15 protein-coding genes are annotated in these 24078 nt (G+C 70.5%); 8 read left to right on the forward strand and 7 right to left on the reverse strand.

The genetic code is table 11. From position 1 onward, the window contains the following. The first annotated feature begins 30 nt into the window (after positions 1 to 30). A complete protein-coding gene (locus ACFOGJ_RS08350) occupies positions 31 to 1125 on the forward strand; it encodes a glycosyl transferase (protein ID WP_379899397.1) in 1095 nt (364 codons plus the stop codon). Further along, complete coding sequence (locus ACFOGJ_RS08355) at positions 1122 to 3110, forward strand: polysaccharide biosynthesis protein (protein ID WP_379899398.1); 1989 nt, start codon at positions 1122 to 1124, stop codon at positions 3108 to 3110. The genes ACFOGJ_RS08350 and ACFOGJ_RS08355 overlap by 4 nt, the downstream gene beginning before the upstream one ends. A gap of 25 nt (positions 3111 to 3135) precedes the next feature. Here the strand turns inward: ACFOGJ_RS08355 and ACFOGJ_RS08360 are convergent, their stop codons facing one another. After that, positions 3136 to 5442: an O-linked N-acetylglucosamine transferase, SPINDLY family protein gene (locus tag ACFOGJ_RS08360; protein ID WP_379899399.1), complete on the reverse strand. Its 2307-nt coding sequence runs from the start codon at positions 5440 to 5442 to the stop codon at positions 3136 to 3138. A 282-nt stretch (positions 5443 to 5724) separates the two neighbouring features. Here ACFOGJ_RS08360 and purH point away from each other — a divergent pair, with 282 nt between their 5' ends. Genes purH through folK form a run of 3 tightly spaced genes read left to right on the forward strand, consistent with a single transcriptional unit; the run spans position 5725 to position 8208 of the window. Next, complete coding sequence (gene purH, locus ACFOGJ_RS08365; RefSeq protein ID WP_379899400.1) at positions 5725 to 7296, forward strand: bifunctional phosphoribosylaminoimidazolecarboxamide formyltransferase/IMP cyclohydrolase; 1572 nt, start codon at positions 5725 to 5727, stop codon at positions 7294 to 7296. Between the two features lie 34 nt (positions 7297 to 7330). Beyond that, a complete protein-coding gene (gene folB / locus ACFOGJ_RS08370; RefSeq protein WP_379899401.1) occupies positions 7331 to 7687 on the forward strand; it encodes a dihydroneopterin aldolase in 357 nt (118 codons plus the stop codon). Further along, the gene (gene folK, locus ACFOGJ_RS08375) at positions 7687 to 8208 is read left to right on the forward strand and encodes a 2-amino-4-hydroxy-6-hydroxymethyldihydropteridine diphosphokinase (RefSeq protein ID WP_379899402.1); all 522 of its coding nucleotides are present in this window, start codon (positions 7687 to 7689) and stop codon (positions 8206 to 8208) included. Before folB ends, folK begins: the two co-directional genes overlap by 1 nt. Before the next feature lie 16 nt (positions 8209 to 8224). On the opposite strand, the gene ACFOGJ_RS08380 is transcribed toward folK, so the two are convergent. The 4 genes from ACFOGJ_RS08380 to ACFOGJ_RS08395 form a co-directional block, all read right to left on the reverse strand. Continuing rightward, complete coding sequence (locus ACFOGJ_RS08380; RefSeq protein ID WP_379899403.1) at positions 8225 to 10231, reverse strand: PhoX family protein; 2007 nt, start codon at positions 10229 to 10231, stop codon at positions 8225 to 8227. Positions 10232 to 10388: 157 nt separating this feature from the next. Continuing rightward, entirely contained in the window at positions 10389 to 11801 is a 1413-nt protein-coding gene (locus ACFOGJ_RS08385; protein ID WP_379899404.1) for an MFS transporter, read from the reverse strand. 69 nt (positions 11802 to 11870) lie between these two features. Beyond that, positions 11871 to 16754 (reverse strand): NAD-glutamate dehydrogenase, encoded by a 4884-nt coding sequence (locus ACFOGJ_RS08390; RefSeq protein WP_379899405.1) that lies wholly within the window; start codon positions 16752 to 16754, stop codon positions 11871 to 11873. Positions 16755 to 16913: 159 nt separating this feature from the next. Next, positions 16914 to 17849: a DMT family transporter gene (locus tag ACFOGJ_RS08395; protein WP_379899406.1), complete on the reverse strand. Its 936-nt coding sequence runs from the start codon at positions 17847 to 17849 to the stop codon at positions 16914 to 16916. A 213-nt stretch (positions 17850 to 18062) separates the two neighbouring features. Between ACFOGJ_RS08395 and ACFOGJ_RS08400 the strand changes: the two genes are divergently transcribed. The 3 genes from ACFOGJ_RS08400 to rfbA all read left to right on the forward strand — a co-directional run bounded on the left by ACFOGJ_RS08400 (position 18063) and on the right by rfbA (position 21096). After that, positions 18063 to 19514, forward strand: coding sequence for a TrkH family potassium uptake protein (locus ACFOGJ_RS08400; protein ID WP_379899407.1), 1452 nt, complete (start codon positions 18063 to 18065; stop codon positions 19512 to 19514). Positions 19515 to 19624: 110 nt separating this feature from the next. Then, entirely contained in the window at positions 19625 to 20203 is a 579-nt protein-coding gene (locus ACFOGJ_RS08405) for an SIS domain-containing protein (protein WP_379899408.1), read from the forward strand. Beyond that, positions 20200 to 21096: a glucose-1-phosphate thymidylyltransferase RfbA gene (gene rfbA, locus ACFOGJ_RS08410; protein WP_379899409.1), complete on the forward strand. Its 897-nt coding sequence runs from the start codon at positions 20200 to 20202 to the stop codon at positions 21094 to 21096. Before ACFOGJ_RS08405 ends, rfbA begins: the two co-directional genes overlap by 4 nt. 6 nt (positions 21097 to 21102) lie before the next feature. On the opposite strand, the gene ACFOGJ_RS08415 is transcribed toward rfbA, so the two are convergent. Next, positions 21103 to 22830 (reverse strand): O-linked N-acetylglucosamine transferase, SPINDLY family protein, encoded by a 1728-nt coding sequence (locus tag ACFOGJ_RS08415; RefSeq protein ID WP_379899410.1) that lies wholly within the window; start codon positions 22828 to 22830, stop codon positions 21103 to 21105. Next, positions 22827 to 24077, reverse strand: coding sequence for a UDP-4-amino-4,6-dideoxy-N-acetyl-beta-L-altrosamine transaminase (gene pseC, locus ACFOGJ_RS08420; protein WP_379899411.1), 1251 nt, complete (start codon positions 24075 to 24077; stop codon positions 22827 to 22829). Before pseC ends, ACFOGJ_RS08415 begins: the two co-directional genes overlap by 4 nt. Between the last annotated feature and the right edge of the window lies 1 nt (position 24078).

Below are 24078 nucleotides of genomic sequence, written 5' to 3' on the forward strand. Positions count from 1 at the left end.
ATGGGCCGGCGCGGGGCTAAGGACTGCGCGATGTTCTGGACCCTGTTCGTCATCCTGGCCCTTGGCGCCGCGCTGCTGACGGCGGCCGCGATCGCGCCGCTGCGCGCCTGGCTGCTGCGGCGGGCGATCCTGGACCTGCCGAACGACCGCTCCAGCCACACGGTGCCGACCCCGCGCGGCGGCGGCCTGGCAGTGGTCGCCAGCATCCTTGCCGGCGGCATCGTCGCCATCGCGGCCACCGGGCATGGCTATGCCCGCGACCTGGACGGGCTGCTGATGAACGGGCCGCTGATCCTGCTGCTGATGGCGGCCCTGACCCTGCTGTCCTGGATCGACGATCGTGGCAGCCTGCCGGCGGGCCTGCGCCTGCTGGCGCAGGGACTGGCCTGCGCCGCGGGCCTGCTGGCGCTGCCGTCGGGCGGCATCTTCCAGGGCCTGCTGCCCGGCTGGGCCGATCTGGCCCTGGCCTGGTTCGCCTGGCTCTGGTTCGTCAACCTGTACAATTTCATGGACGGTATCGACGGCATCACTGCGGTGGAGACCGTGACCATCGCCGGCGGCGCCGTTCTGATGGCCGCCCTGGGCGCCACCCTGCTGGGCCCGGTGATCCTGGCCGGGCCGTTCCTCACCGAAGGGCCGCGCCTGCTTCTGATCCTGGCCGTGGTGGCCGGCGCGGCCTGCGGCTTCCTGTGGTGGAACCGGCCGCCGGCGCGCATCTTCCTGGGCGATGCCGGCAGCGTGCCGCTGGGCTTCCTGCTCGGCTGGGTGCTGCTGCTGCTGGCCGCCAACGGCCATTGGGCCGCGGCCCTGATCCTGCCGCTCTACCACCTGGCCGATGCCTCGCTGACCCTGGGCCTGCGGCTGCTGCGCGGCGAGCGCATCTGGCAGGCGCACCGGCAGCACTTCTACCAGCAGGCGGCGCGGCAGTTCGGCGGCCATGGCCGGGTGCTCGCCCGGCTGGTGCCGCTGAACCTGGCCCTGGTGCTGCTCGCCGGCCTGACCGTCGCCTGGCCCGCGCTGAGCCTGCCCGCGCTGGCCGGCGCCGCCGCGATGGTGGCGGCAACCTTCTGGCATTTCCAGGAACGCCGTCCCGGTGCCGCGATCAGCGGCGGGAGCGAGTCGTGAGCCGGCCGCAGCTGTCATTCAACCCGCGCATCGCGGTGGTCGTTATGCACGACATCTTCATGGCCGCCGCCGCCATGGAGCTGGCGATCTGGGTCCGCTACTGGCTGGCCGGCGCCCCGCAGGGCCTGTTCTTCCTGTGGGAAGGCACCCTGCTCTTCACCCTGGTGGCGACCGTCGTGTTCACCGCCACCGGGCTCTACCGCGGCATCTGGCACTACGCCTCCTTCCGCGATCTGGTGGCGATCGTCCGCGCGGTGGCGCTGACCGTGCTGATCTTCATCCCCATCCTGTTCCTGATCACCCGGCTGGACGATGTCCCGCGTTCCGTCCTGGTCTTCGTCGGGCCGCTGCTGATCGTGATGCTGGCGGGGCCGCGGCTGCTGTACCGGGCCTGGAAGGACGGCAACCTGCGGCGCAGCTTCGAACGCCGCACCGACCCGCGGGTGCCGGTTCTGCTGGTGGGCGCCGGCGCCCCGGCGGAGACCTTCATCCGCGCCATGTCCGGGCAGAAGCATGCCAGCTACCGGGTCGTGGGCATGGTCGACGACAATCCGAAACGGCGCGGCCGCGACATCCACGGCGTGCGGGTGCTGGGCGAACTGTCGATGATCCCGGAGCTGGTGGATCGCCTGGGCCGCAGCGGCAACCGGCCGCAGCGGCTGATCATCGCCGCCCGCAACCTGGACGGCGCGAAGGTCGAGGCGCTGCTGGAGACCGCCGACCAGCTGGGCCTGGTGCTGTCGCGGATGCCGGAGATCACCGACTTCCAGCGCAGCGGCGGCGACGGCATGCCGCCGCTGCGGCCGATCGACGTGGAGGACCTGCTGGGCCGGCCGCAGCGGGTGCTCGACCGGACCCCGCTGGCGCGCCTGGTGCAGGGCCGCTGCGTCCTGGTGACCGGCGCCGGCGGCACCATCGGCGGCGAGCTGGTGCGCCAGATAGCGGCCCTGGGGCCACGCCGGCTGGTCCTGTTCGAGGCCAGCGAGCACAACCTCTACCAGATCGACCTGGAGCTGGCGGAGCGGCCGGAGATCCTGTCGCGCCGGGCGGTGCTGGGCGATGTCCGCGACCGCCGCCGGCTGGAACGGATCTTCGCGGCAGAGCGGCCGGACATCGTCTTCCACGCCGCAGCGTTCAAGCATGTGCCGCTGGTGGAGACCAACCCGAACGAGGCGGTTCTGACCAATGTCGTCGGCACGCGCACGGTGGCGGAGACCTGCCTGGCGCACGGCACCGGCACCATGGTGCTGATCTCCACCGACAAGGCGGTAAACCCGACCAACGTCATGGGCGCCAGCAAGCGGATCGCCGAGATGGTGATCCAGACCATTGGCGGCGGGGCCGCAGCGAGCGGCTCCGACGACGGCACGCGCTTCGTCGCCGTGCGCTTCGGCAATGTCCTGGGCTCCACCGGCTCGGTGGTGCCACTGTTCCAGCGTCAGCTGGCCCGCGGCGGGCCGCTGACCGTGACCCATCCCGACGTCACCCGCTTCTTCATGACCGTGCGGGAGGCGGTGGAGCTGATCCTGCAGGCGGCCGCCCGGCCGGACCTGGCGCCCAGCCGCTCCGGCTCCGTCTTCGTGCTGGACATGGGCAAGCCGGTGCGGATCGCCGACCTGGCGCGGCAGATGATCCGCCTGTCCGGCCGGCAGCCGGACAAGGACGTGCAGATCGCCTATACCGGCCTGCGCCCGGGCGAGAAGCTGCATGAGGAGATCCTGCACCCTGAGGAGCAGGGCCGGCCGACCGCGGTGGACGGCGTCCTGCTGGGCGGGCCGCGCAGCCCCGACCGCGCCACCCTGTGGCCGCTGCTCGATGCACTGGGGGAAGCGGCGGCGGAACGCGACACCGCCGGCATGCTGGAGATCCTGCGGCAGCTGGTGCCCGAGTTCGCCGGCGATCCCGCAGTCCTCGGTGCCGAGCAGGCGCCGCGGCGGCCCGACTGCGATCCGGCTGCCGCAGGAACAAGGCTGGCCGGGGAATAGGACCGGCGCCCACCGGCCGCTGCGGTCACTCGGCGGCGACCCGGGTGGCCAGGTCGTAGAAATGCCGCGTGAAACGCTCGGGCTGGCCCAGCGGCAGGCTGCGGATCTGTGCCCTCAGGCCGTGCCGCAGCTGCTGCCGCCGCGTCCGGTCCGCGGCCAGCCCGACCGCCTGTGCGACATAGTCGTCGACCGTGCGGACGGCGAGATCGCCGAGTCCCGCATTCGACAGGTTCGAATAGGACAGCCGCTCGGGGAAGCCCGGCCCGACCAGGGAAACCACGGGCACGCCCATCCACAATGTCTCGCAGGTCGTGGTGCCGCCGGTATGGGGCAAGGTATCCAGGGCGATGTCGATCTCGTTGTAGTGCTTCAGATGGGCACCGCGCACGCCGATATAGTCCAGCCGGTCGGGATCCACGTCCCGGCGCGCAAAAGCGGCGCGGCTGTTGGCGACGAAGCTGGCGGCCGCGGCCTCCGGCCGCAGGAACAGGAAGCGGGAACCGGGAACTGCGCGCAGCACGGCCGCCCAGGCGTCCAGGCATGACGGCGTGTACTTGTAGGGGTTGTTCGCCGTGCCGAAGGTCAGCTGGCCCTTCCGCGCTTCCGGCAGGTCCTCCGCGATCTCGACCTCGCCGAACATCCGCGACAGGGTGACCCAGGTCTCCGGCATCTCGAACGGCCGCTCGATCAGCAGGCGGGGATCTTCCGGGGTGATGTACGGGTCGGTCAGGATGTAGTCGATCTGCTCCAGCCCGGCGGAATGCGGATAACCCACCCAGCTGGCGCCCAGACGGGCGGGGCGATAGGCCATCACCTCCAGCTTGTTCATCGCCGTGGAAGCGCCCAGCTCGAACAGGATGTCCAGCCCGTCGGCGGCGATGCCCTCCGCCACTGCGGCATCGGCCATCTTCGGCCAATGCCGGAAGGCGGTCACCTTGCCGGCGATCTGCCGGTGCAGGCTGTCCGGTCTCCTCTCGCTGAAGGAATAGCAGAAGACCTCCACCTTTTCGGGGTCGTAGCCTTCGAACAACGGCAGGGCGAAATAAGTCACCGGATGGTTGCGCAGGTCGGAGGACATGAAGCCGATCCGCAGCTTCCTGCCCGTTGCCAGCGCCGGCATGGCGACGGGAGTGACCGGTCGCACAACCGCCGCGACCCGGCGGCCCCAGGCCCGGTGCCAGTCGACCAGGGCGAGGCGGTCGTCCATGCCGCTGATCTGTCCGAGTTCGTGCAGCGCCGCGGTATGGCGCATTTCGCCCAGCCAGATCGGCAGCAGCCGGTGAAAGCTGCCGGTCGCCGCCATCCGCTCCTCGTCCATCACCCGCATGAAGACCATGCGCAGGCTGCGGGCCGCGTCCGGGATCCGCGACGGGAACCTCTCCACCAGCCGGCGGGAAAGGACGTAGGCGCGCTCCAGATGCGCGGTCTCGCTGTCGTAGCGGCTGCGGACCAGGGAATCGATCAGGCGGTCCAGCGCATCGAAGCTTTGCGGATGGGCGGCCACCGCGCGCTCCAACGCCTCGTTTGCCCGGCGCCGGTCTGAATCGGCGAAGATGGTGGCGATCTGCAGGTTCGCGCTCAGGTTCCCGGGCTCCCGGGCCAGCACCTCGTCCAGCTGCCGCACCGCGGTATCGGTATTGCCCGTCCGGAAGGCCAGCCTGGCCGCCAGGACGGCGAACTCGCTGTCGTCGGGATGCGCCGCGCACAGACCGCCGATGAAGCTTCGCGCCTCGTCCCACTGCCGGGTCTGCAGCAGCGCCTGCAGCAGTAGGGCGGCGAGGGTCTGGTTGGCCGGCGCCAGCGCCAGACCCTTGCGATAGCTTGCGATCGCCTCCTCGGTCCTGCCGGCCGCCAGGCAGCTGCGCCCGAGGAGGCGCCAGAGGTCCGGCGATTTCGGGCTCAGCCGCAGCGCGCCGCGATAGCAGCGCACAGCCTCTTCATGATTGCCGAGCTGTGCATGGACATTGCCGAGGTTCTGCCACGGCGAGAGGCCCTTCGGCTGCAGCTGGCGGGCGCGTTCGAAGACCTCCACCGCCTTTTGCAGGCGGCCCGCCCGCTTCAGCAGGACGCCCATAAGATTCTGGGTGTCGCCGTCCTTCTTCCGCTTTGCGAACCAGTCCCGGAAGGCATCCACCGCCTCGGCATGGCGGCCGAGCTCCGACAGGGCGAGCGCATGGTCGCGGGCGACCAGCTTCGGCGCGGCACCCGCCGCGCGCGCCCTCTCGAACGCGGCGACGGCGGCCTCCAGGTCCTTGCGGTCCAGCGCAGCACGCGCCTCGGCGAGCGCCGTTTCCAGTTCTTCCTGTCGCCGCTTCCGCAGTTCCGCCGTCATCTCAGTCGACCTCCTCCCGGCCCGGGTCGATGAGAAACCCGGCATCGCATTCAAGTGCTTCCAGATCGGGCATGCCGTTCACACGTTTCCTGTCCTTGGCCGGTATAGGGAATAGGGCCTGTTCCGCATCCCGTCTGCCTGAATCTTTCCTGCAGACCCCGGTGGCATCGGGCACCGCCCAGTCCGCCCGCATGTGGCGGCTTTCTCCGCCGCGCCGTCGCATGCTATAGCCCGGCTTCCCGCCAGCATCCCCGCCATGAAGCAGCCGGAGCGCCCCCCGCCATGACCGTCCGCCGCGCCCTGATCTCGGTATCCGACAAGACCGGCCTGGAGGCGTTCGGCCGCTTCCTGGCGGATCGCGGCGTGGAGATCCTGTCCACCGGCGGCACCTTCGCGGCGCTTCGCAAGGCCGGCATCGCGGTGCGCGAGGTGTCCGAGGCGACCGGCTTTCCGGAGATCATGGACGGTCGGGTGAAGACCCTGCATCCCACGGTGCATGGCGGCATCCTGGGCCGGCGCGACCTGCCCGCCCATCGGGAGGCGATGGAGACCCATGCCATCGCACCGATCGACCTGGTGGTGGTGAATCTCTACCCGTTCGAGGCGACGGTCGCCCGCGGCGCTGATTTCGCGGAGACGATCGAGAATATCGATATCGGCGGCCCGGCGATGATCCGGTCGGCCGCGAAGAACCATGCCGATGTCGCCGTGGTGGTGGATGTCGAGGACTACGAGCCGGTTATGGCGGCGATGACCGCCAATGACGGCGCCGTGCCCGACACGCTGCGCCAGGCGCTGGCGGCGAAAGCCTATGCCCGGACCGCCGCCTACGATGCGGCGATCTCTACCTGGTTCGCGAAGGTGCTGGAGGTGCCGTTCCCGGAGCGGATGACCCTCTCCGGCACCCGGACGGAGGTGCTGCGCTATGGCGAGAACCCGCACCAGGAGGCGGCTTTCTATCGTACCGCCGAGATGCGGCCCGGCGTCGCCAGCGCCCGCCAGCTGCAGGGCAAGGCGCTGTCCTACAACAACCTGAACGACACCGACGCCGCCTTCGAACTGGTGGCCGAGTTCGATTCCCGCCCGGCGATCGCCATTATCAAGCATGCCAATCCCTGCGGCGTCGCCCAGGCGGAAAGCCTGTCGGCGGCCTGGGACGCCGCGCTCGCCTGCGACCCCGTCTCCGCCTTCGGCGGCATCGTCGCGCTGAACCGCAGCCTGGATGCGGCCACGGCGGAAAAGATCGCCACGATCTTCACAGAGGTGATCGTCGCCCCCGACGCCGACGCCGCCGCGCAGGAGATCCTGGCGAGGAAGAAGAACCTGCGCCTGCTGCTGACCGGCGGCATGCCGGACCCGTTGGCCCCGGGCCTGACCTGGAAGGCATTGGCGGGCGGCTTCCTGGTGCAGTCCAGGGACAATGGCCGCATCGAGGCCGCCGGCCTGCAGGCGGTGACGAAGCGCGCGCCGACGGCCGCCGAGATCGAGGACCTGTTGTTCGCCTTCCGCGTCGCCAAGCATGTGAAGTCGAACACCATCGTCTATGCGAAGGGCGGCGCCACCGTCGGCATCGGTGCCGGCCAGATGAGCCGGGTGGACGCGGCGCGGATCGCCCAGCGCAAGGCCGCGGATGCGGCAGCCGCCGCCGGCCTGGCCGCGCCGATGACGCAGGGGTCGGTGGCCGCCTCGGACGCCTTCTTCCCGTTTGCCGATGGCTTGGAGGTGGTTGCGGAAGCCGGCGTCACCGCGGTGATCCAGCCGGGCGGCTCGGTGCGCGACCAGGAAGTGATCGACGCCGCCGATGCGGCGGGGATCGCCATGGTCTTTACCGGCATGCGGCACTTCCGCCACTGAGGCGCCGCCACAGGACGACAGGGAAAGGGGCGCGATGATCGGCACCGTGGGCCTGAAGGGCCTGGAAATCATCTGCGTCATCGGCGCCTTCGACGAGGAGCGGGTGCGCCGCCAGCCGCTGCGCCTGAACATCGCGATGACCTGCGACTTCGCCCCCGCCGTTGCCGATGACCGGCTGTCGGCGGCGGTGAACTATGCCGAGGTCGTCGGCCTGCTGACCGACCTGGCGGAGAGCGGCCGCTTCCACCTGATCGAGAGTTTCGCCGAACGCGCCGCGGCCGCCCTGCTGGCGCATTTCGCGACCGTGCAGGAGGTGGAACTGGAGGTGGAGAAGCCGCAGGCGGTCCCCGCTGCCGACTGCGCCTTCGTGCGGATCCGCCGCAGCCGGTGATGGGCGAGCCCGCTGTCCGGGCCTACATCGCCCTGGGTGCGAACCTGGGCGATCCGCGCGCGGCAATGGCCGCCGCCGTGCGTCGGCTTGCCGCCGATCCGGCCATCGACCTGGCGGCCGTCGCGCCGCTCTACCGCACCGCGCCGGTGGGCGGCCCGGACCAGCCCGCCTTCCTGAACAGCGTCGTCGCCATCGACACGACATTGCCGCCCGACGCGCTTCTGACCCGCCTGCAGGCCCTGGAAGCGGAGGCTGGACGGGTGCGGCGGGAGCATTGGGGACCGCGGGTGCTGGACCTGGACCTGCTGCTGCATGGCGAGCGGATCATGGACACACCGCGCCTGACCCTGCCGCATCCGCAGCTGCACGAACGGCGCTTCGTTCTGGTGCCGCTAGCCGACATCGCAGCCGATGTCCGGCACCCTGTGCGCGGCCGCAGCATGACGGATCTGCTGGCCGCGCTGCCCGCCGCCCCAGGCGATGTGGTGCCGGAGGCGGTGGACTGGCTGGACGGGAACTGACTGGACGGGGCCTGACTCAGCCGCCGATCGGCTTGCCGTCGTCGCGGCGGATCATCACCACCGACGGCCGCGGCGGCATGCCCTCGGCGAAGTCGGGCCAGCGGGTGGCGGGATCCTCGAAGGTCGAGGAGCGGCCGAACGGCGCATACTCCTTCGCGCCGTCGGCGGCCGGGTGCTGCACCGCCACGAACAGGGTGCCGCCATCGGTGCTGAACCAGGGGCCGCACATCTCCGCGCCGACCGGCACGCGGAAGAACATCTTGCCCTTGCCACGCTCCGGCCCTTCGGCCTGCAGCGCCCAGACGCCGTCCGCGGTGCCGGAAGCCTTGGCCCAGCCGCCGCCCTGGTCGGTGGAAACCCACAGCCGGCCCTTCGGGTCGACCGCCAGGTTGTCCGGGCAGGCGAACCAGCCGTTCTCGGAGGTGGCGGGATGATACTGCGCGCCGGTGGCGGGATCCTTCGGATTGCCGGCCAGGACCAGCATCTCCCAGCGCCAGTCGTCGCCGGCGAAGTCGCCGCCGGCCGGGATCATTTCCAGGATCTGGCCCCAGATGTTCTTCGCCCGCGGATTGGCCGGATCGGTCTCCGTGCGCTTGCTGTTGTTGGTCAGCGCGACATAAGCCTTCTGCGTGACCGGATTGATCTCGACATCCTCGGGCCGGTCCATCTTCGTCGCGCCCAGCGCATCGGCCGCCAGCCGCGCGCGGATCAGCACGTCGGCCTGGTCCGCGAACCCGTTCGCCACGGTCAGAGGCCCCTGGCCATGCACCAGCGGCAGCCAGGAAATGCGGCCGTCCGGCTCGAAGCGCGCGACCGACAGGGTGGCGGCATCCAGCAGGTCCATGTTGGCGGCGCGATCGGCGGGATCGTAGCGGCCGTCGGTGACGAAGCGGTAGACATAGTCGAACCGCTCGTCATCGCCGGACAGGCCGACCACCCGGCCGTCGCCGTTGACGATGACGTTGGCGCCCTCGTGCTTGAAACGGCCCAGCGCGGTCCGCTTCTTCGGCACCGACTGCGGGTCGTAGGGATCGACCTCCACCAGCCAGCCGAAACGGTTGGCCTCGTTCGGCTCCCTGCCGATGTCGAAGCGGGCATCGTACTGGCCCCAGTTGTACCAGCCGCCCGGAATGCCGTAGCGCTTCAGGGTGGCGGTATCGGCATCGGCCGCCGGTTCGCCCATGAAATAGCCGTGGAAATTCTCTTCCGCGGTCAGGAAGGTGCCCCAGGGCGTGGTGCCGCCGGCGCAATTGTTGACCATCCCGGTCACCCTGGTTCCCGCCGGGTCGGCTGAGGTCTTCATCGCCGCGTTTCCGGCGCAGGGACCGGTCAGGTCCATCGCGGTGTCCAGGGTGGTGATGCGGCGGTTGTACCTGCTGTCCGGCACCACTGCCCACCTGCCGTCGGGCCCGCGGCGGATCTCGATGATGGAGGCGCCATGGGCGGCCATTTCGACCTCGGCCTTCTCCTTCGTCATGCCGGCGAAGGGATTGTCCTTGTCGCGGGCCATGCCGGGGAACATCAGTTCCGGGATCGTGTATTCGTGGTTCACGAACAAGAGGCCCCGGTTCGGGTCGGAGCCGTCGGCCGGCAGCGGCTGGAAGCCGATGAAGTCGTTGTTGTAGCCGAACTGCCGCTTCTGGCTCTCCGCCGTCTGCGCCTGCGGGTCGAAGGCCGGTGCATCGGCCAGCACCGGATCGCCCCAGCGGATCAGGATTTCCGCCTGATGCCCCGGGGCGACATGATGGGTCTCGTCCACGCCGTGGGCGATCTCCTCGAAGTCATAGTCGGGCACGGCCGTGGTGGCGGCGCTTGCCGGCGACACCAGCGCGCCGGCCAGCGGCGGCAGGCTGCTGGCCAGCCCGGCCACCACGGTGGTGCCCAGGAGGCCCTTCAGCAGGTCGCGCCGACCGAACCGCAGCGCCAGCACGTCGCCGATCGTCGGGTTGGACGTCGGGTTGCCGGGCACGTCGTCGGAACGCTGAAAGGCCTCTGTTCGCGACAGCTCCGTCTCGTTCGCCATGGCAGGTTCCTGCCCTCCTGGGATCCGTTCTTTTCTGGGGTGCGCGGCGGCCCTGCGCAGCACGGCCGGCATCGCGCATCCGGACCCTAGCGCCGCAGCGTGACAGGCTCTTGGCGGCAGTGTTTCGCTTTCATGACGGGCAGCCGGGCCGGACGGCTCAGGTGGCGGGACCCGGCCCCCGCCGCTCGCGCACGCCCAACAGCAGGCCGATGCCGACGAACAGGAAGACCAGGACCACGGCGATGCCCAGCCGGCGGCTGTCGCTGATCTGGGTCACCAGGCCGATCAGCAGCGGCGCCAGGATCGCCGACGCCCGCCCCGACAGGGCGAACAGGCCGTAGAACTCGCCGAACATCTGCGGCGGCGCCAGGCGGCCGATCATGCTGCGGCTGGCGGACTGCGCCGGCCCCAGGCAGATGCCGATCAGGATCGCGAACAGCAGCCCGATCTGCTCCTGCAGGCTGCCGAACAGCGGCCCGCCGGCGGTCACCGGCGGGGTGTCGACGAAGAACAGGACCGCCGTGGCGGTCAGCGACAGGATGCCGACGGTGGCCGCCGCCATGCCGAGCAGCGCGATGGCGACGGTGCCCTTGGAGCCGATGCGATCGTCCAGCCAGCCGCCGGCGAAGCAGCCGATCGCGGCGAAGATCGTGACGATGATGCCGAAGATGCCGAGCTGCGTGGTGCCCCAGCCGAAGGTCGCCGCGAAATAGACGCCGCCGAAGGCGATCACCGCCGAAACGCCGTTGTTGTAGATGAAGAAGGCCGCCAGGAAGAGCGCCTCGTTGCGATAGCCGCGCAGCTTCTCCAGGGTGCGGCGCAGCTGGCCCAGCCCCTCTGCCGCCGCCCGCAGGCCGCCGCGGCCGGCCCGCGGCACGTCGGGGGTGAACAGGAACATCGGCAGCACGAACAGCACCAGCCACAGTGCCGAAGCCGGCCCGGTCAGCCGCTCCACCGCGTGGCTGGCCTGCGAGAGGCCGAACAGCGCCTCGCCCTCCGGCACCGAGATCCCCGCCATCTCCGGCCGGCTGACGATCAGCACCGCGAACAGGGCGATCAGGCCGCCAACATATCCCAGGCCCCAGCCCAGGCCGCTGAGCCGGCCCAGCCGCTCCGGCGGCACCAGGGTCGGCAGCAGCGCATTGTTGAAGACGATGGAAAGCTCCGCGCCGATGGTCAGCACGGTCAGCGCCACGATCGTCAGCCACAGCGCGCCCGGCGAGCCCGGCACCGCCCACCACAGGGCCACCAGGCCGACGATCGTCAGCGCCTGGAAGACCAGGATGTAGGGCTTGCGGGGGCCGGAGCGGTCGGCCATGGCGCCAAGGACCGGGCTGGCCAGGGCCACGACCAGGCCGGCAAAGGCCTGCACATAGCCCCAGAGCGCCTGCCCTTCGGTGGCATCGGCCGCCATCACGCCGGTGAAGTAGGGGGCGAAGATGAAGGTGGTGATGACGGTGAAGACCGGCTGGTTGGCCCAGTCGAACAATCCCCAGGACAGCTGCGCCCTGCGGCTCGCCATGCCTTGCGGCAGGCGGCCCGGCCCTGCGGCCACGGCCTCGGCGATCATGCGTGCATCATTCCCCCTGTTGCGGCCGGCCGTCGGACCCGGGATTGGGCCCGGGGGCGGCCCGGCGGATCATCCGGCGCCGCCGCCGACCAGCAGTTCGTCGAGGGCGCGGTTCACGATCGCCACCCGCGCCAGGTCGACCCCGCCGCCGGCACGGTACTCGGCCATCAGCCGCTCCAGCCGGGCAAAGCCCTGCCCGCGGCGGGCCGCCCAGTTGCGGATCGCCTCGCCATCGCCCCCCAGCATCTCGGGGCCGCATTCCGCCAGCGCGGCGGCGGCCAGGCGGCTCTGCTGGTCCGACATGTCGTCGACCAGGCCATGCAGGGCGATTCGGTCCCAATAGTCGTCCGTGCCGGCCGCCAGCGCCGTGTCGCGCAGCCAGTCCAGGCCGATCATCGCGCCGAAGGCGAAATAGAAGCGGCCGACATCCTCCACCCGGTGCTCGTGGCGGTTGGCCGCGGCGACAATGGTCGGAGCCGCCGCCAGTTCCTGCAGCACGGCGACCCGGTCCGCCAGCGCCTGCGGGGCACCGTCGGCGACGAAGCCGTCACGGCGCTGCTCGAAGGCCTGCCGCGCCTCGCCCAACAGGTATTGGTGGGCGCATTCGCCCAGCTTTCGGATGCCGGGGCCGAACTCCGCCACCGTGTCGGCGACGCTGATCGGGGCCGGGCGGTTCTGCATGAACCACAGCGCGGCGTTGCGGACCAGTTCGCGGGCGGCGAGGTTCATGCGGATCTGGCACTGCGCCGGCACCTGGTTGTCCAGCGCATCGATCGCCGCCCACAGGCTGTGCAGGTCGAACACCTCCCGCACCACGGCGAAGGCACGCGCGATGTCCGGGGCGCTGGCGCCGGTTTCCTCCTTCACCGCGCTTACGAAGGTCACGCCGGCATGGTTCACCACCGAGTTGGCGGTGACCGTCGCGATGATCTCCCGCCGCAGCTTGTGCTCGCGCATCTCCGGCAGGAAGCGGTCCTGCAGCAGCTTCGGGAAATAGCGCACCAGGTCCGCCTCGAAATAGGGCTCGTCCGGCAGGTTGGAGGCCAGCAGCTCGGAATAGAGCGTGGTCTTGGCATAGGCCAGCAGCACCGCGATCTCAGGCCGGCAGAGGCCCTTCCCCGCAGCCTGGCGCTCCGCCAGCGTCTCGTCGTCGGGCAGGCCCTCCAGGCGGGGATTGAGCAGACCCGCGCGCTCCAGCTCGCGGACGAACCGCATGTGCGAATCCAGCGCCACCGGCCCATGCGCCTCGGTCAGGCTGATCGCCTCGCCCTGCAGGTAGTTGTTCTGCAGCACCAGCCGCGCGACCTCGTCGGTCATCTCGACCATAATCTGGTCGCGCTGCTTGCGGGTCAGGTCCCCGCTGGTGACCGCGGCGTTCAGCAGGATCTTGATGTTGACCTCGTGGTCAGAGCAGTCGACGCCGGCGGAATTGTCCACCGCGTCGGTGTTCAGCCGGCCGCCGTTCAGCGCGAACTCGATCCGGCCGGCCTGGGTGAAGCCCAGATTGCCACCCTCGCCCACCACCTGCACCCGCAGGTCGGAGCCGTTTACCCGCAAGCTGTCGTTCGCCTTGTCGCCGACCTGAGCGTCGGTCTCGTGCGCCGCCTTCACGTAGGTGCCGATGCCACCGATCCACAGCAGCTCCGCCTGCGCCTTCAGGATGGTGCGGATCAGCTCCGTCGGGGTCATGGTGTCCCGTGCAGCCCCCAGCCAGGCCTTGATCTCCGGCGTCAGGGTGACGGACTTGGCGCGGCGGTCGTAGATCCGCCCGCCGGGCGACAGCAGGCCCTGGTCGTAGTCCATCCAGCTGGACCGCGGCAGGTCGAACAGGCGCTTGCGCTCCACCCAGCTGGTCGCCGGATCCGGGGCGGGGTCGACGAAGATGTTGCGATGGTCGAACGCCGCCAGCAGCCGGATGTGCCGCGACAGCAGCATGCCGTTGCCGAACACGTCGCCCGACATGTCGCCGACGCCGACGACGGAGAAATCCTCTTCCTGGATGTTCTTGCCCAGCTCCCGGAAGTGGCGCTTCACCAGTTCCCAGGCGCCGCGGGCGGTGATCCCCATCTTCTTGTGGTCGTAGCCGGCGGCGCCGCCGGAGGCGAAGGCATCGCCCAGCCAGAAGCCGCGTTCCTCGGCGATGCCGTTGGCGATGTCGGAGAAGGTGGCCGTGCCCTTGTCCGCGGCGACCACCAGGTAGGGATCGTCGCCGTCATGGCGCACCACCTCCGCCGGCGGCAGCAGGTCCGCGCCGTCCAGGTTGTCGGTTACGTCCAGCAGGCCGCGGATGAAGGTCTTGTAGCAGGCGATGCCGTTGGCGATCACGGCATCGCGGTCGGCGCCCACAGGCGCGCGCTTGGGCACGAAGCCGCCCTTCGAGCCGACCGGCACGATCACCGCGTTCTTCACCATCTGCGCCTTCATCAGGCCCAGCACCTCGGTGCGGAAATCCTCCCGCCGGTCGGACCAGCGCAGGCCGCCGCGCGCCACCGGGCCGCCGCGCAGGTGGATGCCCTCGACCTCCGGCGCGTAGACGAAGATCTCCCGGTAGGGCACCGGTGCCGGCATGTCCTCGACCAGCTGGCTGTTCACCTTGAAGGACAGGTACGGCTTGTACGGCCCGTCCGCTCCCGGCTGGTAGAAGTTGGTGCGCAGCCCCGCCTCCACCACGTTCAGGAAGCGGCGCAGGATGCGGTCCTCGTCCAGGCTCTGCACCGCGTCCAACGCCTCCGCCAGGGACCGCGCGACGGCCTCCGCCTGCGCCTCGCGCTCCTCGCGGTCGCGGGCCGCCTGCGGATCGAAGCGGATGTGGAACAGTTTCACCAGATCGGTCGCCACCACAGGATTGGAGGCCAGCGCCTCCTCCATATAATCCTGGCTGAAGGCGATGCCGGTCTGCCGGAGGTACTTGCAGATCGCCCGCAGGATCACGACCTCGCGCCAGTTCAGCCCGGCGGCAAGGACCAGCCTGTTGAAGCCGTCGCTCTCCGCCTCGCCGCGCCAGACGGCGGCGAAGGCCTCCTCGAAATCCTGCTTCACGGCGCCGATGTTGATGATCCCCTGCCCGTCCACCTGCAGCAGGAAGTCGTGGATCATGTAGGTGCGCGCACCCTCGCCCAGGTCCCGCGTGATGCGGAACTGGCGTTCCTCCAGCACCCGCAGGCCCATGCGCTCGATCATCGGCAGGACGTCGGACAGGACCACAGCCGTGTCGCGGTTGAACAGCTTGAAGCGGCACTGGGTGTCGGGCAGCTCGATCGGGCGGTACAGGTTCAGCGCCAGCCGGCGGCCGCCCTTCACCTCCTTCATGGTGGCGACGTCGAAGGTCGCATGGGCGGGATCGACGAATTCCTGGTAGCCGCGGGGAATGCCCTCGCGGAACTCCCGCCAGAGCTTCAGGCCGCGCTCCTCGCCATATCGGTCGGTCAGCTCGTCCCGCAGCAGGTCGGTCCAGCTGCGGGTGGCACGCACCAGCTCCTGCTCCAGCTTCGCCAGGTCGACCTCCGGCACGGCGCCGGGATTGGTGGAGATGATCGCCAGGGTGCGGGCCAGGGGATCGTCGCCGATCTGGGTATAGAAGTTGGCGACATGGCCGTCGAAGGCCGTGCAGAGGATCCCCTCGAAGCGCCGGCGCAGCTCGCTCGACCAGACGTCGCGCGGCACGAAGATCATGCAGGAGGCGAAGCGCTGGAACGGATCGTAGCGCACGAACAGCCGCAGCCGCGGCCGATCCTGCAGCGCCAGGATCGCCAGCGCGAAGCGGAAAAGGGTGTCCTCGTCGATCTGGAACAGCTCGTCGCGGGGGAAGGTGTCCAGGATGTTGTGCAGCGCCTTGGCGTCGTGGCTGCGCGGCGGCAGGTCCGCGCGCTCCAGGATGCGGGCCACCTTGCCGCGGAGGTAGGGAATCTCCCCCGGCAGCCGATTGTAGGCGGCGGAGGTGAAAAGCCCGATGAAGCGGCGCTCGCCGACAGCATGGCCGTCCGCGTCGAAGCGCTTCACCGCGATATAGTCCAGGTGCACGGGCCGGTGCACGGTCGAGCGGACATTGGCCTTGAGGATCAGCATTGGCCGTGGCTCGCGCAGAAACTGCCGCACCTCGGGCGCCATGTCCGCGGCCGACTGGTCGCTGCCCGCCTGGCGCATCACCCGGCGCGACGGGTCCCGCAGCAGCCCCAGGCCGCTTTCCGCGACCATCGCCAGGGCCTCGCCTTCTTCCCGGTAGTCGTACTCGCGATAGCCGAGGAAGGTGAAATGATTGTCCCGCATCCATTGCAGCAGGGCCTGCGCCTCGCTGCGGTCGGCATCGCTGACCGGCGCCGGCGCCTGCGCCAGCTCCGCCAGGCAGGAATCGACCTGCGCCAGCATCGCCGGCCAGTCGTCCACCGCCGCCCGCACATCCGACAGCACGACCTGCAGCTCGGCCTCGATCTCGTCGAGCACGGCCTGGTCAGTCTGCTCGTCGATCTCGATATGCATCATCGATTCGGCGATCACGGTGCCGCCGGCGCGCGGCTGCCCGTCGGCGCGCAGGCCGAGGCGCTGGCCGTTCGCATCGCGCTCCACGAACAGGATCGGATGCACCAGAGAATGCACCCGCAGGCCGCGCCGGCCGAGTGCGGCCGCCAGGGAATCGACCAGGAAGGGCATGTCGTCGTTGACGATCTCGACCACGGTATGGCCGGATACCCAGCCCACCGCCTCGACCCGCGGGTTGAAGACCCGCAGCGCGCTGCTGCCCGGCTTCCGCCGCTCGCCGAACTTCCACAGGCTCAGCAGCAGGCCATAGACCTTGTCGGCCCGCTCCGGCTCCAGATCCTCGTCCGGGATATAGCGGAAGGACGCCTCGCCCATCGCGCGGAGTTCTTCCGCCTGGCGCGGATCCAGGCGCGCATGGGCCGCCTGCATGACGCGCTCCAGCTGCTCGTGATGGACCTCGTCGACACGCGCGTCCATGACACCTCCTCCCCCCTGAGGCTCTCCTGTGGAGGCTCTCCTGTTGAGGCTCTCCTGCGAGTGCAGGGACTCTAAACCAGCACCGGCCCCGCCACCATCGGCACCCGGCACAGCCTGCGCGGCGGCGTCACGCCGGCCGCCCGGCAGGTCCGACGCCCGTCAGGTCCGACGCCGGCGGCGGTCGCGGCGCAGGTCGTCGCGCAGCACCAGCAGGCCGCTGCCGACCACCACCGCCGCCCCGACGATTGTCAGCAGGTCTGGCAGGTCGCCGAACACCAGATATCCCAGCAGGGTGACCCAGAGCAGCAGGGTATAGGTATAGGGTTGCAGCAATGCGGCAGGGGCGCTGTCCAGCGCGAGGATCAGGGTGACATGAGCCGCCGCGCCCAGCAGGGCCAGGATGCCGAGCAGCAGCCAGCCCTGGGCGTCGGGGGGCACCCAGAGGAGGGGCGCCACCAGGCAGGCGGCCGCCAGGCCGGTGGCCGCGGTGTAGAAGGTGGTGACCGCCGGCGGATCAAATCGGGCGACATAGCGCAGGAAGACCTGGTAGCCGCCCCACAAGAAGGCCGCGACGATCGGCACCGCCTGCAGCCAGCCGAAATCGGCGAATCCGGGGCGCAGGATCAGCAGCACGCCGGCGAAGCCGCAGGCCACCGCCAGCCAGCGGCGCGCAGGCACCTCCTCCCGCAGCAGCAGCGCCGCCAGCGCCACGGCGACCAGCGGCGAGGCAGCGGCAACGGCATGGACGTCGGCCAGCGGCAGGTGGCGGAAGCCCAGCATGAAGACCGACATCTCCGCCACCAGCACCAGGGAGCGCAGGACCTGAAGCAGCGGCCGGCGGGAGCGCCAGGGGGAGCCGGTGGGTGACCCGACGGCACGATCCGGGGCGGCGGGTTCCGGGGCGGCGCGGTCGGGCGCAGCGCCCCGCCACAGCCGGGCTAGCAGCAGGGCCGCGACCAGGAACACCGCGAAACGGAGCCAGAGGATCTGGGCGATCGGATAGACGGTGGTCAGGTACTTGGCCATCGTGTCCATGCTGGCCAGCAGCAGCATCGCCCCCAGCATCAGCAGGATGCCGCGCAGCACCGGGTTCATGGCCTGCCTTCCGTCATTGCGTGATCCGGGCCGTCATTGCGCGATCCGGGCCGTCATGGCAATGCGACCTTGCCGGCCGGCATCGCCCCCAGCAGTATGCGCCGAGCATCCAGATCACCGGCCTGCACCCGGAGCACAGCGTCCCGCCATGTCACCACCGGTCCGCCAGGCCGCCAGCCGGCCGAATCGCGCCCGCCCTGCCCAGGGCCGCCGATGAAGGACCTGCGCCCGGTCTTTGCCGCGGTCGGCGCCCTGCTCTGCATCCTGGCCGCGGCCATGCTGCTGCCGGCCATCGTCGATGCCGACGACGGGAACGACAATTGGGTGGTCTTCCTCATTTCCGCCCTGCTGACCCTGTTCTTCGCCGTCTCCGTGATGCTGGCCGCCTCCCAGAGCACGGGATCGCGCATCACGGTCCGGCAGACCTTCATCCTCACCACCCTGGCCTGGGTGCTGATGACCGCCTTCGCCGCGATCCCCTTCGCCATCGCCGATATCGGGCTCAGCCCGGTGGATGCCCTGTTCGAGGCGATGAGCGGGATCACCACCACCGGCGCCACGGTGATGACCGACCTGTCGTCGAAGCCGCCCGGCATCCTGCTGTGGCGCGCCATCCTGCAATGGATCGGCGGCGTCGGCATCATCGTGATGAGCCTGGCGGTGCTGCCGATGCTGCAGATCGGCGGCATGCAGCTGTTCCGCACCGAAAGCTCCGACAAGCTGGAGAAGATCCTGCCGCGGGCGACCCAGTTCGCCTCCAATATCGGCGGCATCTATGTCGGGCTGACGGTACTGTGCATCATCGCCTACTACATCGCCGGCATGGGGCTGTTCGACGCGGTCTGTCATGCCCTGACGACCCTGTCGACCGGCGGCTTCTCCACCTACGACGCCTCCATCGGGCAGTTCGCCAGCCCGGCGATCGAATGGACCGCCGTGGTGTTCATGCTGATCGGCGGGGTCAGCTTCGGCACCCTGGTCCTGGCGGTGAACGGCCGGCCGCGCGCCTTCCTGCAGGACAGCCAGCTGCACTGGTTCCTGGGGGCCTGCCTGGTGGCGACGGTCATCATCACCGTCTGGCTGCTGTCCAACGTCCATACCGAGGTGCACCGCGCGGTGCGGGAGACCGCCTTCTCCGTCGTCGCCATCATCACCGGCACCGGCTATGCCGCCGTCGACTACGGCCTGTGGGGGCATTTCTCCTTCGCGGCCTTCTTTGCCCTGATGTTCCTGGGCGGCTGCACCGGGTCGACGACCGGCGGCATCAAGGTGTTCCGCTTCCAGATCCTGTTCATCACCATGCGCCGGCAGTTCTTCAGCCTGGTGCATCCGCACGGCGTCCGGAACCCGACCTACAACGGCCAGGTGGTGCCACCGGAAGTCGCGGTCGCGGTGACCAGCTTCTTCTTCCTGTACGGCCTGTCGGTGATGGTGGTGGCGATCCTGCTGGGGATGTACGACCTGGACTTCCTCACCGCGATCTCCGCCGCCGCATCCGCGGTCGGCAATGTCGGGCCCGGCCTGGGCGATGTGATCGGCCCTTCGGGCAACTATGCCACCCTGCCCGACGGCGCGAAGCTGATCCTGGCCTTCGCCATGCTGCTGGGCCGGCTGGAGCTGTTCACCGTGCTGGTCCTGTTCAACCCGGAGTTCTGGCGCGGCTGAGCTCCGCCGCGCCGCTGCGCGCTTGACGCAGGCGCCCCCGGCATGGCTCAAAGCGCCGGCCGGCCGCGCAACTCGAGGGGAGAGGGCCGCCGGACGAGAGGGAGGGGGCCGTGGCGGCGCAGGAACTGGCAGAGGCGGTGGCGGAACATCGGACGGTGCTTGACGGGCTAATGGCCGCCGTAGGCGGTGCGTTCGAGGAACTGGCAGCCGCCTGTACCGCCAGCCTGCAGGCAGGCGGCAAGATCCTGTTCTTCGGCAATGGCGGCAGTGCCGCCGATGCCCAGCATCTGGCCGCGGAACTGACGGTGCGCTTCGTCACCGACCGGCCGGCCATCGCCGCGATCGCCCTGACCACGGACAGCTCCGCCCTGACGGCGATCGGCAACGACCTGGGTTTCGAGCAGCTGTTCGCCCGCCAGGTGGAGGCGCTGGGCCGCGCCGGCGATGTCGCGATCGGCATCTCCACCTCAGGACGCAGCCCCAATGTCCTGGCGGCCCTGGCAACGGCGAAGGGGATGGGCCTGACCGCCGCCGGCTTCACCGGCCGGCAGGGCCGCGGCATGGCCGGCCTGGCTGCGCCGCTGGTGCAGGTGCCCAGCGACACCACCGCCCGCATCCAGGAAATGCACATCCTGGTCGGCCAGGCGTTGTGCGGCGCCATCGAACGCCGGCTCGGCCTGGTGGCATGAGCGGCGCGACCGTGGCGCGTAAGGGCATCGTGCTTGCCGGCGGCGCCGGCACCCGCCTGCACCCTGCCACCCGCGTGGTGTCGAAGCAGCTGCTGCCGGTCTACGACAAGCCGCTGGTCTACTATCCCCTGTCGGTGCTGATGCTGGCCGGGATCCGCGACATCCTGCTGATCACCGCGCCGGAGGAGGCGGAGCGGTTCCGCGCCCTGCTGGGCGATGGGACCGATTTCGGCCTGCGGCTGGACTATGCCGTGCAGCCGCGGCCGGAGGGCATCGCCCAGGCGCTGCTGATCGCCGAGCCGTTCGCCGCTGGCGCACCCGTGGCGCTGATCCTGGGCGACAACATCTTCTATGGCCATGGCCTGCCGGAACAGCTGCGCGCCGCGGCGGCGGCGGCGGAGGCCACGATCTTCGCCTACGAGGTGAACGACCCGGAGCGCTACGGCGTGCTGGAGCGCGCACCCGACGGGCGTCCCCTGCGGATCGTCGAGAAGCCGGCGCATCCGCCCAGCAACCAGGCGATCACCGGGCTGTACTTCTATACCGGCGATGCGGCGGAGAAGGCGCGGTCGCTGAAACCGTCCGCCCGCGGCGAACTGGAGATCACAGACCTCAACAATCTCTACCTGGCGGAAGGCCGGCTGTCGGTGGAGGTGCTGGGCCGCGGCCATGCCTGGCTGGACACCGGGACAACCGATTCCCTGCTGGCCGCCGCCAACTATGTCGCAGTGATCGAGAACCGGCAGGGCCAGAAGATCTGCTGCCCGGAGGAGATCGCCTGGCGCAACGGATGGCTCGACGATGCCGACCTGCGCCGCATCGCCGGACCGCTGTCGAAGAGCGGCTACGGCGCCTACCTGCTCGGCCTGCTGGGCCGCGATGTCGGTCGCTGACCGCGCCTACAGCCCGGCCGCCGCCATGCCGCGCACCCAGGCCTGCCACATCCGCCGATAGGCCTGCTCGTAATCCGCGGCGATCCGCCTGTGGTCGCCGACCGCATCCAGGAAGCGGCGCCGCAGCTCCCCGCGCAGCTGCCGCAGGCGGTCGCTGTCCAGCGCCAGCGCGACGGCCGTCTGGACATAATCGTCCATCGTCTCCGTGATCAGCTCCTGCAGGCCGGCCGGGCCGAGCCAGGCGGCGCCGACCCGGCGGATCGGCGTCTCCCCCGCCAGCATGACCACCGGCACCCCCATGCACAGAGCCTCGCAGGTGGTGGTGCCGCCGACATTGGGGAAGGTGTCCAGGTAGACGTCCAGGGAATGATAGTAGGCCAGGGTGTGCGGGTGCTGCAGGGTGTAGGTGAAGTCCACCCGCTCCGGTGCCACATGGAAGCGCTCCAGCGCTGCCAGGATGCGGCGCCGGGCGCTGCCGTCGGCGGCGAAGTCGCGGTAGTTCAGCGCCAGGACGGAGCCGGGCAGCGCGCGCAGGATGCGGCCCCAGGCCTCCAGCGTGGCGTCGGTGATCTTCACCGCGCGGCTGAGGCAGCCGAAGCGGATATGGCCGTTCCGCAAGTGCGGCGACGGCTGCACCTCCGGCATGTAGGCGGCCGGGGTGAAGCTGGCGATCGGCCCGTCCAGATGGAACAGGTGCTCGGCATACATCGCCTCGGTCCCCGGCGGGCTGAGCCAGGCATTGGTCAGCATATAGTCCATCGCCGGCAGGCCGGTGGTATGGGCATAGCCGATCGGATGCTCGACCTGGATCGGCGCGGGATGCTCCGCGAAGGCACCCAGCCGGGTGTTCGCGGTATGCCCGGCCAGGTCGACCAGGATGTCGATTCCGTCCTGGCGCACCCGCTCCGCCAGGGCCGTGTCGTCCAGGCTGCAGACGAACAGGAAGCGGTCGGCGAGCTTCTGCCAGCGCGCCGTCGCCTCGTCGGGCACCGCCACCTCGGCATAGCAGACCACTTCCACCGCGCGCCGATCGTGGGCGCCGATCACCCCTTCCATGAAGCTGCTGACGCTGTGGCGGCGGAAGTCCGGCGAGACATAGCCGACCCGCAGGCGCCGGTCCGGATCGCGGTCGTTGAGGGGCATGCGCCGCCGCGGCGCGGCGGCCGCTGCCGCCCGCCGGCCCCAGTCGCAATGGGCGGCGACCACGGCCTCGGCGCGGGCACCCGACAGCTGGCAGAGGCTGAACAGGTGGACGGAATTGATCCGCCGGTCCTGCGGCGCCAGGCGCGCCGCCTCCGCCAGCAGCGGCTGCGCGTCCGCCGGCCGGCCGGCGCCCATCAGCGCGGACCCCAGGTTGCACAGGATCACCGGCTGCTGCGGCTGGATCTGCCGCGCCGCCTCGAAAATCTCGATCGCCGGGTCCAGTTCGCCGAGTTCGCGAAGCGCCAGGCCGAGCGAATTCAGGATGGAGATGTCCTTCGGCGCCGCCTGCAGCGCCCGGCGGTACAGCTCCACGGCTTCCCGCATCGCCGCCACGCCGCGGGTCAGCAGGGCGTCGCGCAGCAGGTCGGCAAGGCCGGTCAGCAGCGGGCGGCTGTCCGGCGCGACGGCCAGGCCTGCACGGTACGCCGCCTCGGCCGCATCGCGGTCGCCGCGCGACAGCGCGGCGCTGGCCGCATCCAGCGCCTGCCGGGGAGCAGCTGCCGCCACCGGGTCGGCCATTGCGCCGCTCAACGGTCCTGCAGCGCCCCGCCATCGCCCAGAGAAGCGGCGAGGGCGGCAGCCACGCGCTCGACCTCCGCCGGGCCGAGGCCGGGATAGAAGGGCAGGGACAGGGTGCGGGCGTAGTAGGCGGCGGCGCCCGGCAGCTCCGGCACCGGCCAACGGTCGCGGTACCAGGGCTGCCAGGGAACCGGGATGTAGTGGACCTGGGCGCCGATCCCCGCCGCCTGGAGGCGCCGCATGACGGTGCCGCGATCGGTGCCGGCTGCCGCGAAATCGATCAGCGCCGGATAGAGATGCCAGGCCGGCTCGCAATCGGGCACCCGGGCGATGCAATGCGCCAGGTTGTCGAACCGCGACAAAGCGGTGTCGTAGAGGTCCGCCAGCTCGCGACGCGCCGCCACCAGGGCCGGCAGCCGGTCCAGCTGGCTGGTGCCCAGCGCAGCCTGGATGTCGCTCAGCCGGTAGTTCCAGCCCAGCGCCTGCATCTCGTGGTACCAGGGGTTGGGCTGCCCGTCGGGGGCCAGGGCCAGCTCCGGCTGGCGGTGGCGCTCCGGCAGCCGCTCGATGCCATGGGCGCGCAGCCGCCGCATCCGGTCCGCCAGCCCGGCATCGTCGGTCAGCACCGCGCCGCCCTCGCCGCAGGCCACCGTCTTCGCCGGATGGAAGGAGAAGGTCGCCGCCAGGCTGTCGCGGCAGGCGCCGACCGGGACCGTCCTGCCGTCGCTGCGCCGGTAGGCGGCACCCAGGGCATGACAGGCATCCTCGATCACGACGGCGCCGCGGGCCGCGGCGAAGGCCTGCATCGCCTCCGGCGCCAGGCACTGCCCGGCCAGATGCACCGGCATCACCGCCGCCACCCGCAGCCCTGCCGCCGCCGCCCGGTCGGCCGCGGCCGCGGCGGCGGCCGGGGTCATCAGTCCGGTCTCGGGATCGACATCGGCGAAGACCGGCACCGCGCCGGTCATGCAGACCGCATTGGCGGTGGCCATGAAGGTGATCGCCGGGACGATCGCCGCGTCGCCGGGTCCCAGGCCGGCGGCCAGCGCCGCCAGGTGCAGCGCCGCGGTGCCTGTCGCGCAGGACACGGCATGGGCGGCGCCGCAGGCATCCGCCAGGGCTGCCTCGAACCGGTCGACGGCAGGGCCGGTGGTCAGCCAGTCGGAACGCAGCACCGCGGCGACCGCATCGACATCGGCGTCGGTGACCGTCTGCCGGGCATAGGGCAGGAAGGGCAGCGACGACGGGTCCGCCGCCATG

The sequence above is a fragment of the Marinibaculum pumilum genome, from assembly GCF_042646425.1.
GTDB lineage: Bacteria > Pseudomonadota > Alphaproteobacteria > Ferrovibrionales > Ferrovibrionaceae > Marinibaculum > Marinibaculum pumilum.

Excerpts from the sequence above, each read along its gene's own strand:
- ACFOGJ_RS08390 (WP_379899405.1), bottom strand. The coding sequence starts at position 16,754 with ATGGACGCGCGTGTCGACGAGGTCCATCACGAGCAGCTGGAGCGCGTC.
- ACFOGJ_RS08400 (WP_379899407.1), top strand. The coding sequence starts at position 18,063 with ATGAAGGACCTGCGCCCGGTCTTTGCCGCGGTCGGCGCCCTGCTCTGC.
- rfbA (WP_379899409.1), top strand. The coding sequence starts at position 20,200 with ATGAGCGGCGCGACCGTGGCGCGTAAGGGCATCGTGCTTGCCGGCGGC.
- ACFOGJ_RS08395 (WP_379899406.1), bottom strand. The coding sequence starts at position 17,849 with ATGAACCCGGTGCTGCGCGGCATCCTGCTGATGCTGGGGGCGATGCTG.
- purH (WP_379899400.1), top strand. The coding sequence starts at position 5,725 with ATGACCGTCCGCCGCGCCCTGATCTCGGTATCCGACAAGACCGGCCTG.
- ACFOGJ_RS08360 (WP_379899399.1), bottom strand. The coding sequence starts at position 5,442 with ATGACGGCGGAACTGCGGAAGCGGCGACAGGAAGAACTGGAAACGGCG.
- ACFOGJ_RS08380 (WP_379899403.1), bottom strand. The coding sequence starts at position 10,231 with ATGGCGAACGAGACGGAGCTGTCGCGAACAGAGGCCTTTCAGCGTTCC.
- pseC (WP_379899411.1), bottom strand. The coding sequence starts at position 24,077 with ATGGCGGCGGACCCGTCGTCGCTGCCCTTCCTGCCCTATGCCCGGCAG.
- ACFOGJ_RS08350 (WP_379899397.1), top strand. The coding sequence starts at position 31 with ATGTTCTGGACCCTGTTCGTCATCCTGGCCCTTGGCGCCGCGCTGCTG.
- folK (WP_379899402.1), top strand. The coding sequence starts at position 7,687 with ATGGGCGAGCCCGCTGTCCGGGCCTACATCGCCCTGGGTGCGAACCTG.
- ACFOGJ_RS08385 (WP_379899404.1), bottom strand. The coding sequence starts at position 11,801 with ATGATCGCCGAGGCCGTGGCCGCAGGGCCGGGCCGCCTGCCGCAAGGC.
- folB (WP_379899401.1), top strand. The coding sequence starts at position 7,331 with ATGATCGGCACCGTGGGCCTGAAGGGCCTGGAAATCATCTGCGTCATC.